Annotated in this window: 14 protein-coding genes; 3 read left to right on the forward strand and 11 right to left on the reverse strand. The window is 36.3% G+C overall.

Features of this window, described 5'->3' with window-relative positions; all coding sequences use genetic code 11:
- Positions 1–9: 9 nt before the first annotated feature.
- On the forward strand, positions 10–1,476 hold the full coding sequence (locus JF259_RS07440; protein ID WP_199114682.1) for a hypothetical protein: 1,467 nt from the start codon (positions 10–12) through the stop codon (positions 1,474–1,476).
- 185 nt (positions 1,477–1,661) lie between these two features.
- Here the strand turns inward: JF259_RS07440 and JF259_RS07445 are convergent, their stop codons facing one another.
- Positions 1,662–1,952, reverse strand: coding sequence for a hypothetical protein (locus JF259_RS07445; RefSeq protein WP_199114683.1), 291 nt, complete (start codon positions 1,950–1,952; stop codon positions 1,662–1,664).
- 118 nt (positions 1,953–2,070) lie between these two features.
- Positions 2,071–3,333 (reverse strand): 3-deoxy-D-manno-octulosonic acid transferase, encoded by a 1,263-nt coding sequence (locus JF259_RS07450; RefSeq protein WP_233164152.1) that lies wholly within the window; start codon positions 3,331–3,333, stop codon positions 2,071–2,073.
- Positions 3,334–3,556: 223 nt separating this feature from the next.
- On the opposite strand from JF259_RS07450, the gene JF259_RS07455 reads away from it, so the two are divergent.
- Both JF259_RS07455 and galE read left to right on the forward strand, forming a co-directional pair.
- Positions 3,557–4,711 carry a DegT/DnrJ/EryC1/StrS family aminotransferase gene (locus tag JF259_RS07455; RefSeq protein WP_199114684.1) on the forward strand — a complete coding sequence of 385 codons (1,155 nt, stop codon included), beginning with the start codon at positions 3,557–3,559 and terminating at the stop codon, positions 4,709–4,711.
- A complete protein-coding gene (gene galE, locus JF259_RS07460; protein ID WP_199114685.1) occupies positions 4,704–5,723 on the forward strand; it encodes a UDP-glucose 4-epimerase GalE in 1,020 nt (339 codons plus the stop codon). The genes JF259_RS07455 and galE overlap by 8 nt, the downstream gene beginning before the upstream one ends.
- Positions 5,724–5,819: 96 nt before the next feature.
- Here the strand turns inward: galE and lspA are convergent, their stop codons facing one another.
- The 9 genes from lspA to JF259_RS07505 all read right to left on the reverse strand — a co-directional run bounded on the left by lspA (position 5,820) and on the right by JF259_RS07505 (position 12,780).
- Entirely contained in the window at positions 5,820–6,317 is a 498-nt protein-coding gene (gene lspA / locus JF259_RS07465) for a signal peptidase II (protein ID WP_199114686.1), read from the reverse strand.
- Complete coding sequence (fabD, locus tag JF259_RS07470; protein WP_199114687.1) at positions 6,318–7,211, reverse strand: ACP S-malonyltransferase; 894 nt, start codon at positions 7,209–7,211, stop codon at positions 6,318–6,320.
- A gap of 379 nt (positions 7,212–7,590) precedes the next feature.
- Complete coding sequence (locus JF259_RS07475) at positions 7,591–9,147, reverse strand: NAD(P)/FAD-dependent oxidoreductase (RefSeq protein WP_199114688.1); 1,557 nt, start codon at positions 9,145–9,147, stop codon at positions 7,591–7,593.
- A gap of 90 nt (positions 9,148–9,237) precedes the next feature.
- Positions 9,238–9,717: a YdeI/OmpD-associated family protein gene (locus tag JF259_RS07480; RefSeq protein WP_199114689.1), complete on the reverse strand. Its 480-nt coding sequence runs from the start codon at positions 9,715–9,717 to the stop codon at positions 9,238–9,240.
- Position 9,718: 1 nt separating this feature from the next.
- Positions 9,719–10,351: a hypothetical protein gene (locus tag JF259_RS07485; protein WP_199114690.1), complete on the reverse strand. Its 633-nt coding sequence runs from the start codon at positions 10,349–10,351 to the stop codon at positions 9,719–9,721.
- A 659-nt stretch (positions 10,352–11,010) separates the two neighbouring features.
- A complete protein-coding gene (locus JF259_RS07490; RefSeq protein WP_199114691.1) occupies positions 11,011–11,529 on the reverse strand; it encodes an SRPBCC family protein in 519 nt (172 codons plus the stop codon).
- A complete protein-coding gene (locus tag JF259_RS07495) occupies positions 11,519–11,851 on the reverse strand; it encodes a metalloregulator ArsR/SmtB family transcription factor (RefSeq protein ID WP_199114692.1) in 333 nt (110 codons plus the stop codon). Before JF259_RS07495 ends, JF259_RS07490 begins: the two co-directional genes overlap by 11 nt.
- A gap of 341 nt (positions 11,852–12,192) precedes the next feature.
- Complete coding sequence (locus tag JF259_RS07500) at positions 12,193–12,477, reverse strand: addiction module antidote protein (RefSeq protein WP_199114693.1); 285 nt, start codon at positions 12,475–12,477, stop codon at positions 12,193–12,195.
- A gap of 3 nt (positions 12,478–12,480) precedes the next feature.
- On the reverse strand, positions 12,481–12,780 hold the full coding sequence (locus JF259_RS07505) for a type II toxin-antitoxin system RelE/ParE family toxin (protein WP_199114694.1): 300 nt from the start codon (positions 12,778–12,780) through the stop codon (positions 12,481–12,483).
- Positions 12,781–13,162: the final 382 nt, after the last annotated feature.

Consider the following 13,162-nt stretch of genomic DNA (forward strand, 5'->3'; position numbering starts at 1 on the left):
AATCAAAAAATGAACAGAAAAATCATAACATTTAAACTTTTAGTACTATGCCTTTTGATGGCAGTACCCATGGTTGCACAGCAGAAATTAACAAAAGTGTCGCAAGCTATAAAAGTAAATAAGGATATAACTATAGACCTCAATACAAGTTATTGCAATATTGTTTTCGATACCTGGAATAAGGATGTGGTTGAAATAGAAGCTTATATAGAAGGTGAAAATCTCGATGAAACTGCCATGCAAGACGCTTTAAAAACATGGGATGTTGATGTTGATGCCACAGCTAGCGAAATAGCTATTAGTACCAAAGACAAAGGAGATTTCTCCTATATGTGGATTTACGATCACGATAATGATGAATCAACCCATGCTATTTTGGAAGAATTAAAACTGGAGCTGGCAGATATTCCAGAACTGGATATTGACATGGATATTGAGGTTGTGGTTCCTGAGATTCCTGAAATACCCGAATTACCCGAGTTGCCCGAACTGCCTGAGTTACCAGAAGGCGTACATAAGATGCATTTTGATTATGAAGCTTATAAAAAGGATGGAGAAAAGTATCTAAAGGAGTGGGCTAAGAATTTTGAATCCAACTTTGGCAAAGATTATGAAAAAAAAATGAAAGCTTGGGGTGAGAAATTTGGTAAAGAATGGGACGGTAATTATAAAGAAAAAATGAGAGAGTGGGGAGAGCGTTATGCAGAAGAAATGGATCGGGAAAGAGAGCATTTGGAGCGTAAAAGAGAACACATGATTATTATTAAAGAAGCTCATGAGAAAGCCCGTGAAGGTCATGTAAAAGCGCGTGAAAAACATAGGGAAGCTCGGGAAAAATTAGCAAACTCCAGACGGGTAGTAATCGAAAAAATGATAGATCGTAAAGCAGGATCAAAAGTGAAGAAAACCATTGTTATTAAAATGCCTAAAAATACAAAGCTAAAGGTAAATGTAAGACATGGTGAGCTTCAATTTGCAGCAAGTATTGATAACCTAAAAGCTAATTTATCCCATACTAAATTTACAGCACATAGCATTAATGGAAGTGGAACTTCCATTAATGCTTCGTATTCTCCTGTTCATGTATCACAATGGAACTTAGGTAATTTGAATTTAAACTATGTAGATAAAGCCCAAATAGATAATGTAAAGCACTTAGTGCTAACATCCAATGTGTCTAATGTTACGATTGGTAATATTACAGGCAGTACAACAATTAATGAGAATATTGGGGATTTAAAGATTTTGAATGTAGATGGAGCCTTTACCAGTTTAAATGTCATGCTTCAAAATACAGATGCATTTATTGTGCTTCCTAAATCAGAACACGGTTTGCAATATAGTGGTGAGCGTTCTAGATTTAGCCACCCCCAAAGGAATGAAAAAGAAAATACGACTACATTTTCGACAGGTAATATAGCGTCTGGTAAAAGTATTGTTGTAAATGCTAAATTTAGTAACGTAATCATGGAGTAATACTACCAAAAAAGTCAAACACTTGATAAATTTCATTTAACACTTTACGGGACAGTGTTGTTAAAAACGAAAAAAGCGACCAAGGAAATTTCTTTACTTAATCGCTTTTAAAGTTAATTTAGAAAAAGAGCTACTTTTTCAGTGGCCTCCCATTTAGGTAGCTTCTTTTAATGGATATTACTTAATTAATGTTCCTCTTTTACTTCTTCTAGTTTGTCTTTTACAGCATCAGCAGCTGCATCAACAGCTTCGCCTGCTTCTTCAACGACTTCTTCTACAGCTTCACTAGCAGCATCGGCAGCCTCCTCAACGGCTTCTTCAGCAGCATTTGTAGCTTCTTCAACAGCTTCGCCAGCAGCTTCAGCGGCATTTTCAACAGCAGCTTCTACAGAATCTGTTTTTTTTGTCTCTCTACAAGAAGTGAAAGAAAGTCCTAAGGCAACTAAAAGTGCGGTACTCAATACTAATTTTTTCATTTGTTTAAGTTTTAGTGTTAATTGTTTAGTTTTATAATATTGCTATCGAATATAATAGTTATTATCTAAAAAAATCTCAGATTGTGTTTGTTTTTTTACACCAACTATTATGTTCAGCCTATATACGTAGATAGTCTAGTATTTGGATGACAGCACCTTTATTTTTTTTTATATAATTAAGATTGTTGTCTCCAGCCTGCGTACGTTTGTTTGAGTTTTTAATTAAATCGTGAAGGATAGTATCAAAAGATAATTGATCGGAAATAGAAAACATACCACCATTATCGATCATCTCTTGCGCTTCGGGGAATTTTTTGTGGTTGCTACCAATAATTATGGGAACGCCGAATACAGCAGGTTCTAACGTATTATGTAAGCCAGTGTGTCCTATTGCCCCACCCACATAGGCAATGTCGGCATAACTATAAATTTTAGAAAGGATGCCAATGGTATCGATAATGAATACTTGTGCTTGAGAAAGTGTACAAATGTCTTTTTCAGAAAACAAGCATGTTTTTACCCGTAAGGTTTCTTGAATATGTTTTATTTGGTTAGGTTTAATATTATGGGGAGCAATAATAAATTTAATGTCCTTCGGAGCTTTTTTGTTAATATAGTTGATAAGCAACGCTTCGCCTTCTGGCCAGGTGCTACCAGCAACAACACATAATTTATCTTGCTTAAAGGTTTCTATAAAGTCTAGGTTGTTATTTTGTGTCAACTGACTAGAAACACGGTCAAACCGGGTGTCTCCAGAAACGGTTGCCTTTTTGTAACCTATGCTTTCTAGCAATATTTTAGAACGTTCGTTTTGTGTAAAAATATGTTCAAAAGTAAATAAGGCTTGTTTAAGTGATTTTCCATACCATTTAAAATAGGACTGCGATTTTCTGAAAGCTGCCGAAATGAGTATGGCACGTCCTTGTCTCTTTTTTAGCGCCTTTAAAAAGTTGGGCCAGATATCGTATTTAACAAAAACAGTAAGTTCTGGGTTCACAAGATCTAAAAACCGTTTTGCATTGCTTACCGTGTCAAGTGGCATATATACAACAATATCTGCAATGGGGCTGTTCTTTCGAATTTCATAGCCCGATGGAGAAAAAAAGCTCAGTACTATTTTATGCTGTTTATAGTGTGCGCGTAATGCTTTAAAAACAGGAAGCCCTTGTTCGTATTCGCCCAACGATGCGCAATGAAACCAAAGCACCTTGTCTCCTGTTTTTAAATGCTGTTTTAGCAAGTCAAAAGTACAGGCACGCCCATTTACGCCACGTTTTATTTTAGTGTTAAACGGGCTTAGAATATTAAGTCCTAAGTTAGCCAGATAGATACTGGTATTATATATAAAACCCAATGTTTTTTCTTTACGGCTAAAATACATTTCTTTAGAATAATTCCCTTGAAAATATATAATTGTTTTAAAAAAACAGTTTGATATAACAATCCATTAAAACTTAATTTAATTATAATATTATTCGTAAATCTTCCATTGGTAACGTGTCTTAATTTTGTAATTTCGTAACCTGATAGCCTTAGGGCTATGCATTAAGAATAAGTCCGCATTATTTTCTCAAAATATAAGCTAGGACTGCAATTTTTTTTAGATGAAGAAAATTCAAATGGTCGACCTTAAAGGTCAATATGAAGCGATTAAGCACGATGTTAATCCTTCTATCCAGGAAGTTATTGAAAACACAACGTTTATTAATGGCCCTAAAGTTCACGAATTTCAACATAATTTAGAACGTTATCTTGGTGTTAAACATGTTATTCCATGTGCTAATGGAACAGATGCTTTACAAATAGCTATGATGGGCTTGGGTTTAAAGCCGGGCGACGAGGTTATTACGGCCGACTTTACCTTTGCTGCAACAGTTGAGGTAATAGCTTTGCTTAACCTAGCACCGGTTTTGGTAGATGTTAATGAAGATGATTTTAATATTAACATCGAAGCAATTAAAAGGGCTATTACACCAAAGACCAAAGCGATTGTTCCCGTACATTTGTTTGGACAGTGTGCCAATATGGAAGCCATTATGGAGCTTGCTAATGAACATAATTTATATGTTATTGAAGATAATGCCCAAGCAATTGGAGCGCATTACACTTATAAGGATGGCACTAAGGCAAAAGCAGGTACTATAGGACATGTTGCATCTACGTCGTTCTTTCCTTCAAAGAATTTAGGTTGTTATGGCGATGGCGGTGCTATTTTCACCAACGATGATGCTTTGGCTCATACCATTCGTGGTATCGTAAATCATGGGATGTATGAGCGTTACCATCACGATGTAGTAGGCGTAAATTCAAGATTAGATAGTATACAGGCCGCAGTATTAGATGCTAAGTTACCTCACTTAGATAACTATAATAGGGCAAGGCAAGAAGCCGCAAGAAAATACAATAAGGCTTTCGAAGCCTATGAAAATATAATAACCCCTAAAGTGTCTAATGGTTGTATGGAAATTTGCGATACTTGCGATTGCCATGTATTCCATCAATACACATTACGTGTTATTGGAATCGATAGGGATGCATTGGCTAAGCATTTAAATGAACAGGGCATTCCTTGTGGGGTGTATTACCCAATTCCGTTACACAGGCAGAAAGCCTATGCTGATGTACGTTATAATGAAAACGATTTTAAAGTTACCAATCAGTTAGTGCAGGATGTTATTTCATTACCAATGCACACCGAATTGGATGATGAACAAATAGAATATATTACCGAAACAGTTATAAAATTTACAAATGGATAAAATATTAGTTACCGGAGGTTTGGGCTTTATAGGATCCCATACCGTTGTTGAGTTACAGAATGAAGGTTATGAAGTTGTTATTATTGACGATTTATCGAATTCGACCGAAAAGGTTTTAGATGGCATTACTGCGATAACAGGTAAGAAACCAATTTTTGAAAAATTGGACTTAAAAGATAAGGCAGGTGTAGAGGCGTTTTTTAAGACCCATAACGATGTTAAAGGAGTCATCCATTTTGCAGCGAGTAAAGCGGTTGGTGAGAGTGTAGAAAAGCCTTTACTGTATTATGAAAACAATATTAATACACTGGTATATATCTTAAAAGAGTTGCAAAAGTTGCCTTCGGCTTCGTTTATCTTTAGTTCTTCTTGTACCGTTTACGGACAGGCCGATGAATTGCCAATTACAGAGAATGCACCAGTTAAGCAAGCCGAATCGCCTTATGGGAATACAAAACAAATAGGCGAGGAGATTATTAAAGATACTTGTAAAGTATCGTCGTCCATCAAAGCCATTGCCCTACGCTATTTTAATCCGGTAGGAGCACACGAATCTGTTGAAATAGGGGAATTGCCAATAGGGGTGCCACAAAATTTAGTGCCGTTTATCACCCAAACTGGTATTGGAATTCGTAAAGAACTTTCGGTATTTGGAGATGATTACCCAACGCCAGATGGTACTTGTATTAGAGATTATATCCATGTAGTCGATTTGGCAAAAGCCCATGTAGTGGCTCTTAAGCGTCTTTTGGGAGATAAGAATAAGGAGAACTACGAAACTTTTAATTTAGGGACAGGAAAAGGGAGCTCTGTATTGGAAGTAGTACAAGCTTTTGAACGTGTTTCAGGGAAAAAACTGAACTATAAAATAGTAGGTAGAAGAGAAGGTGATATCATTTCGGCTTATGCTGATACCACAAAAGCGAATGAAGAGTTAGGTTGGAAAACTAAGTTAACTTTAGATGATGCTTTGCGTTCTGCCTGGAAATGGGAACAAAAAGTTAGAGGGTAGGTGTAATTTCCTAAGTTTAATATAATACGTAAAAAGCTGCTAATTATTAGCAGCTTTTTACGTATTATATTATATCGTTGCGGTATAAGTATATGACTATGTTGTTGCCTCTTCTTTCTTCTTAAAACTAGCAAATACCAAAATAATCATACCTGTTGTAACCGAAAGATCGGCCATGTTAAAAATACCGGTTCTAAAAACACCTCCTAGATCAATATGAAAAAAATCGGTTACCGAACCATAAACAATACGGTCGTATACATTGGCAATACCGCCACCAATAATACTGGCAAAAGCAAAAAGTGATAGTTTGTCCAGAGACTTGTCCTTAAGGATATGGCGTAGTACAAGGGCAAGCACAATTATAGGTAATATAAGTAATAATATAAGTCTAAGTGTTGGGTTAAAATCACTACCCATACCTAAAAAAGCACCTGTGTTTTCTACGTTATGTAGTGTAAAATAATCACCAATAATTTGAGACCTTTGCGATGAAGGTACATATACCCTAACAATAACTTTAGAAATTTGATCTACAGCTATGGTAATTAAAATAACTAGGGCAATGTATGCTGTACGTTTAGACAACTTCATCTATAATGAGCTTTCAAAGGTTGCAGAAGTAACTTCTGATGCTCTGTCTATCTTTTTTACCAAACCTTGAAGCACTTTGCCTGGGCCCACTTCGGTAAATAAAGAAGCGCCATCGGCTAGCATTTGCTGAACAGATTGTGTCCAACGTACTGGTGCTGTTAACTGTGAAATTAAATTGGATTTAATCGCAGTTTCATTAGTTACTGCGTTAGCTGTTACATTTTGATAGATCGGACAATTGGGTTTATTAAATGCAGTACCCTCTATTGCAGCCGCTAATTCTTCACGGGCAGGCTCCATTAGTGGTGAATGAAATGCACCACCAACAGGTAGCACCAATGCGCGACGGGCGCCAGCTTCTTTTAATGCCTCACAAGCCGCATTAACAGCATTGATTTCTCCAGATATAACGAGCTGTCCAGGGCAGTTGTAATTGGCTGCAACTACAACCCCTTCAGTAGCTTTACAGATAGCTTCAACCGCAGCATCTTCTAAACCTAGAACGGCAGCCATGGTACTTGGCTGTAATTCACAAGCCTTTTGCATGGCTAAAGCACGTTGCGATACCAGTTTCAAACCATCTTCAAAGTTTAAGGAACCATTAGCTACCAATGCAGAAAATTCACCTAGTGAATGTCCGGCAACCATATCTGGTTTAAAGGAATCACCCAGTGTTTTCGCTAAAATAACCGAATGCAAAAAGATGGCAGGTTGGGTTACTTTGGTTTCTTTAAGTGCCTCGGCTGAGCCTTCAAACATAATATCTGTGATATTGAATCCAAGAATATCATTTGCTTGTTCAAATAATTCTTGTGCTAAAGGTGATTGCTCGTAAAGGTCTAAGCCCATTCCAGTGAATTGAGCTCCTTGACCGGGAAATATATATGCGTTCATAGTTGTTTATTTTATGCGGTGCAAAAATAGGAATATTTTTAAAGATGTTGGGCTACTTTGTTACTAGATATTAGAATTAACCTGAGCTCGACGTGATCCAACCAATATTCAAAAACTTATTTTCGATACTATTTTTCTTCGAAAAATCACTCAAATTGACAGTTTTTGAATGAAAGTCATATCAGATTACATGGAATTATGAAGGGACTTTATGTTGAAATTAAATGATTTTTTTATATCGACTCACGTTAGATTATGTAATGTAACGTGAATAATGGATAAGGGATTTATGTCAGTACTAAATTCTTCCAGAATTTCGAAGAGACATTTGGGACTCTTAAACATTATTCACGTTAATGTAAACTGTTTGCGTCGAGGTTTACAGGCCCACAATAGCAGCTTCTGCACAACGTTCGCCATCCATAGCGGCCGATACTATGCCGCCAGCATAACCACCGCCTTCGCCACAGGGAAACAACCCCTTTACTTCTGGGTGCTCTAATTGTTCATTTCTTGGGATACAAACAGGTGATGAGGTTCTGGATTCTACACCAACAATATTGGCTTCTTCAGTATAATATCCTTTCATTTTTTGACCGAAAGCTTGAAATCCTTTACGTAATCGGCTTCCTATTAGTTTGGGAAGTAAAGAATGTAGGGGCGCCGATTTTAAACCAGGCTGATAGGAGCATGGATTTAATTGGGGGGATAAACGGCCTTCAACAAAATCGGTGAGGCGTTGTGCAGGTGCTACCTGACTGCGTCCTCCGGCGGTAAAGGCTAGTTTTTCTAAGTTCTTCTGATATTCTAACCCCTTTAGGGCTCCAAATCGTTCGTATTTATGTAAGTCGGTATCAGCATTAATTTCAACAACAATACCCGAATTTGCAAATAGGTTGTTGCGTTTGGAAGGTGACATGCCGTTAACAACAACTTCACCGTTGTTAGTAGCAGCTGGAACAATAAAACCGCCCGGACACATACAAAACGAGTAAACCCCTCTGTTGTTTACTTGTTGAACCAAACTGTACGAAGCAGCTGGGAGCAATGGATCACGTTCGCCATTACAATGGTATTGAATACCGTCTATGATATGTTGGGGGTGTTCCACCCGAACGCCCATGGCAAAGGATTTAGCTTCTAGGGCTATTTGTTTTTTTGCCAGTAAATAAAAAATATCACGAGCCGAATGACCGGTAGCTAGGATCACACGGCTAACAGCCATCTCATCTCCATTTTGTAGATGTACGGATTGAATACTGTTATTTTTTATGGTAAAATCAACGACACGGGTTTCAAAATGGATTTCACCGCCATACTTTAAAATGGTCTCTCTTATGTTCTGTACCACTTTGGGTAGCTTGTTAGTGCCTATGTGTGGGTGGGCATCAATTAATATTTGTTCGGTCGCGCCATGAAACACGAGATTTTCAAAAATACGTCTTACATCACCACGTTTTAAACTTCTGGTATATAGCTTGCCGTCACTATAAGTACCGGCACCACCTTCGCCAAAGCAGTAATTGGAATCTTCGTTTACAAAATGCTCTTGATTGATGGCTCTTAAATCGCGTCGTCGGTCCCGAACATTCTTACCGCGTTCTAAAACAATAGGTTTAAAACCGAGTTCTATACAGCGCAGGGCTGCATACATGCCAGCTGGGCCAAAGCCAATGATGTGAATGGGTTTGCTTTTGGAAACGTCTTTGTAATTAAATTGGTATTGTGATGATTGTGGAAGGGGTTCTTTAATATAAACCGCTACTTTATAATTGATTATAATTTTAGGTTTTCTCGCATCAATAGATTTACGAAGTACTTTTACCCCGCTAATGTCGTTTTTGTCGATACCTAAAAAGCTTGCCGATTTTATTAGCAATATATCGCTAAGCGCTTCTTCTTTAAGCGTTACACGAAGCTGAAGTTCTTTTACCATGATGCAAAATTAGGGAAAATAGCAACAGGCATTAAAAAAGATTTTTTGAGGTGATAAGTATACTCTAATAATTCATTTAAAGAATGGGGCTTACGAATCAAATTTTTTGTTATGATTCATGTCGTCCAAGAGTTTTACAATTCTTTTGGCTTTTGTTTCTTCAGTTTTGGCCGAATAAATCCAATCTAAATATCGCTTTTTGTTTATTTCTGAAAGGAGGGTAAAGTTTTTAAATGCTTTTTGGGGTTCATTTTCAAAGCAAAGGATTAATTCTTTTGGTATTTGCAAAGGGGTTTGGTCTAAGTATAATTTTAAATGTACCTTATCGTCCACTTTTTTTTTGATATGTTTTCTTATTGCCAATTTAATCGGTAAGAATAATTGTCCGTTTCCTAGTGGTAATAATTTATATTTTGAAATTTTATAGGTATCAATGTGCCCGCTTACAATTACCCAACCGAATGGCATATTTTTATTGGGAGATATTTCAGGGAGGTGGACGTAATGCCATCCACCTTTCCCTGGGAATTTCTGTATCTTACATGCTTTGTTTATAATAAATTTGGTCATTTTATGCTATTAAATACCAAAAATCTAATTCCATAGTTGTGTCGTCGGCCATTTCCAGCATTGGTTTGCAATATTCATTTTCTGTGTAGCCGAAACATATTTCTTTGGTTTTGCCTAAAGTATTGCCCAATGTTACTTCAGAAAAGCGATTTTCAGCAATTTTACCGATAAAATGAGCTTGGGTATTACTTGCTTTAAAAAGGTATTCGGTTTCAATGGTATTGGAGGTGTTTAGTAAGGCTTGGTAATTGCTTTTATCCTTTAGTGAAAAGCTACCATATTCTATACAGGAAAAGTACTTTGGAATTGAAAAGTTTTCTTTTTCAATAGTCTGAAAGTTCATTTGGACAGAATCTGTTTTAATCAGGTCGAAAAAATCCTGAGCAGATGTGTTATTTTGTATGGTTTTTTCCATTTCCTTTAAGACTTCCATATCTTCTACAAACAATACATTTGCGTAGTTGTTATTTAAATTTCTAACGAGACAATGAAACACAATGCCTTTTTGGTTAGACAAAAAAGCATTTTCAAACTGCATAACCGTTCTAATTAGTTCGTCGTCTGAGACATGGTCTTTTTTTGTAAAAGAGGTAAACTCCATTGCTTTTGCATTTTTGTTAAGTTGTTTTATCATTTTATATATTTTTCTGTTAACAAAGCAAAAATAGAATGGGGGTGAGACAACCCTATGTCAACAGGTTTTTTGTTTTTTAAAAAATTGACCGTTCTATAATATGGGTGAGCCTACACCGAAACTATGAGGTCGGGTGAGTTGGCACATAGCTGTGATGTCCAAAATACCGTAAGGTAAGTGCCAAAGTAACAGATATGGCACGATTGGAAGTAACCCGAGCGTAAAAGGAAAAACGATTTAAGAATTAGAAATTACGATTAACAATTAATGAAAGATTCATTTCACGAACTACCAGAACACTGTCCAGATTCTTTGAAAAAGGTGATTTAAGCACAGTGCTATACTACAAAGATTAATGTCATTTTTGAACTGCCTTATACACAATCCGCTGGGTTTACCCTGAGGAGCATCTATAGACCCAGCCGAAGGTTGCGGTGGTGTGAGAGATTAACCCAGCTAGTTAGTAGCGAAGCCGTCTACTTGTCTTACAAAAGTATATTCAACCAACTTACTTTCTATACTATCTTTCCATTCCAAGGATTATACAGAAAGTTTTTAATCCGTATGCAAATGTTCAGCTACCACCTATGGGGTTTCGGGTGTTTTTGTTTTCGCATGGAATAATCCATCATGCGTAAATTCCGTTAGCAAAGAATATCTTACTCAAATCTTGTTTGTTGGTTTAGTTTTAATAACAATTCATCTAGTTTCTCAAGTGTTGCGATCATACCTTCTTCCATTCCCATATTGATTACTGCTTCAAGGTCATTTAACGAATCATAAGTTACAACGGTAGTTACAGTAGAATTTTCGCCTTTATCTTTAAAAGTCACGAGCCATTTCGCTTTGGGCAGGTCTTCATTAATTGTCCCTTCACTATCACAAAATACATCGATTGTACGGTAGAAGTCAATAGGGTTTATATCGTGGTATTTTGTGTAGCCCCAATATTCTGTGCCTTCTGGGTCAACCATTGCGTAGTGCCAATGTCCGTCATTACTAAAATCCATCGATTTTGTTTTAGTGGTAAAAGGTTTTGGTGCAAACCATTGGTCCAAAAATTCTTGTTTGGTGTAGCAGTCCCAAACTAATTGTCTTTCGGCATTGAACTCACGTACAATAGTTAGTGTGTTATTTTCCTTATTTACAAGGAAGTCAAATTGCAGATTACTTTTCATTTTTTTTGTTTTTAAGTGTTGTTAATAAATTGTCAAGTTGATCAAAACGGGTTTCCCAAATTTTTCTGAATTGTTCCAACCATTTATCAATTTCTTTCATTTTTTCGATTTTCAGCTCGTAGTAAATTTCCCGACCCTGTTGATTTGATTCAACGAGGTCACATTCGCTCAAAATTTGAATGTGCTTTGAAATAGTAGGTCGTGCTGCATCAAAATTGTTGGCTATTGCTCCTGCTGTCATAGCCTGTGAAGTTAGTAATACTAAAATCGCTCGTCTAGTTGGGTCTGAAATTGCTTGAAATATATCTCTTCTTAATTTCATTATGAAGTTATTTGACTACAAATATAAATGAAGTTATTTGGCTACGCAAATAATTTTGCAAAATTTTAATCACTTCATGTTCATAGCCTATAACCTTAATAAGTATATGAAGTTCATAGAAAGACACAGTAAAAGTGGGGCGGGCAGACCTGTCTAATGTCCGTTTTGCCTTTAAAACTATCCTAAAGTGCGTTTTACGTCTTTTTAAGCCCCATGGTTTTAGGGTGCAAGATATTTATACGGCAAAATAAAAGCCCTAAAAAGGGCTTATTTGTATCTTGTTTATAGAAAATTAAGGGCTTGTGCAACGGTTACTATCTTTGTTGTGGTGCGTAATTTTTTTAAGCTGAAGTTGGATTCACTTGAATTTGTCCTCCGATTGCTTTTAATACTTTCATAATTGTCGCAAATTGAGGTTTTGCTCCATCAGATAATGCTTTGTATAAACTTGGTCTACTTAACCCAGTTTCCTCTGCAATTTTTGTCATTCCAATTGCTTTTGCAATATGTCCAATTGCATTAATTATATCTGCATTATTTCCTTCTTCTAAAACAGTATTAAGGTATTCTGCAATCATCTCTTTGTTGTCTAAATAATCGGCTATTTCAAATCTTGAAGTTCCCATTTTTTATTTATTTAATTTTTTCCAAATTTCTTTTGCTTTAGCAATGTCTTTCTGTTGAGTAGATTTATCTCCACCAATAAGTAAAACAATGATTTTTCCGTCTTTTTCTTTAAAGTAAACTCTGTAGCCTTTTGCAAAATTTATTCGCATTTCTCGAATTCCATCACCAATTGTTTTACAATCGCCAAAATGTTTGTAAGTTTCTAATTTTTGAATTCTGAACAAAATTTTTGCTTTTGCTTTAAAGTCTTTAAGCTTTCTCAGCCATTTGTCAAATTCATTTGTTTTCTCAATAAAAAACATAAATTATGTATCTACTTGGATACAAAATTAAGAAAAATATTTGAATAAATTCAGTCCAGGTTGGTTTTTCAGTAGAGTGAGTTTTTATGAACCACAGCGTTCTCGGTTATGATTTCGTTGCGGAAAAATCCGCAGTATTCTTTCCGCTGTATCCGAAAGATAGCAAATTTGCGTTGAATTCCGATTAGGAATTCAACCGCAATGAATGATAGTCATTGTGGGTATCCTTTCGTGTCAATGTGCGATTTTTCTAGAGGGTGCAAGTCCCTTATGGGTAGGGGTATCGCCTTTAACCATTAGTAAGTCGCAAGGTGGGCGGCATGTCCGATGTCCGTTTTGCCTTTAAAACTATCCTAAAGTGCGTTTTACGTCTTTTTAAGCC

It is taken from the genome of Snuella sedimenti, assembly GCF_016428595.1.
Taxonomy (GTDB): domain Bacteria; phylum Bacteroidota; class Bacteroidia; order Flavobacteriales; family Flavobacteriaceae; genus Snuella; species Snuella sedimenti.

Excerpts from the sequence above, each read along its gene's own strand:
- JF259_RS07455 (WP_199114684.1), top strand. The coding sequence starts at position 3,557 with ATGAAGAAAATTCAAATGGTCGACCTTAAAGGTCAATATGAAGCGATT.
- JF259_RS07505 (WP_199114694.1), bottom strand. The coding sequence starts at position 12,780 with ATGTTTTTTATTGAGAAAACAAATGAATTTGACAAATGGCTGAGAAAG.
- JF259_RS07500 (WP_199114693.1), bottom strand. The coding sequence starts at position 12,477 with ATGGGAACTTCAAGATTTGAAATAGCCGATTATTTAGACAACAAAGAG.
- JF259_RS07485 (WP_199114690.1), bottom strand. The coding sequence starts at position 10,351 with ATGATAAAACAACTTAACAAAAATGCAAAAGCAATGGAGTTTACCTCT.
- JF259_RS07450 (WP_233164152.1), bottom strand. The coding sequence starts at position 3,333 with ATGTATTTTAGCCGTAAAGAAAAAACATTGGGTTTTATATATAATACC.
- JF259_RS07445 (WP_199114683.1), bottom strand. The coding sequence starts at position 1,952 with ATGAAAAAATTAGTATTGAGTACCGCACTTTTAGTTGCCTTAGGACTT.
- lspA (WP_199114686.1), bottom strand. The coding sequence starts at position 6,317 with ATGAAGTTGTCTAAACGTACAGCATACATTGCCCTAGTTATTTTAATT.
- JF259_RS07495 (WP_199114692.1), bottom strand. The coding sequence starts at position 11,851 with ATGAAATTAAGAAGAGATATATTTCAAGCAATTTCAGACCCAACTAGA.
- JF259_RS07440 (WP_199114682.1), top strand. The coding sequence starts at position 10 with ATGAACAGAAAAATCATAACATTTAAACTTTTAGTACTATGCCTTTTG.
- galE (WP_199114685.1), top strand. The coding sequence starts at position 4,704 with ATGGATAAAATATTAGTTACCGGAGGTTTGGGCTTTATAGGATCCCAT.
- JF259_RS07480 (WP_199114689.1), bottom strand. The coding sequence starts at position 9,717 with ATGACCAAATTTATTATAAACAAAGCATGTAAGATACAGAAATTCCCA.
- fabD (WP_199114687.1), bottom strand. The coding sequence starts at position 7,211 with ATGAACGCATATATATTTCCCGGTCAAGGAGCTCAATTCACTGGAATG.
- JF259_RS07490 (WP_199114691.1), bottom strand. The coding sequence starts at position 11,529 with ATGAAAAGTAATCTGCAATTTGACTTCCTTGTAAATAAGGAAAATAAC.
- JF259_RS07475 (WP_199114688.1), bottom strand. The coding sequence starts at position 9,147 with ATGGTAAAAGAACTTCAGCTTCGTGTAACGCTTAAAGAAGAAGCGCTT.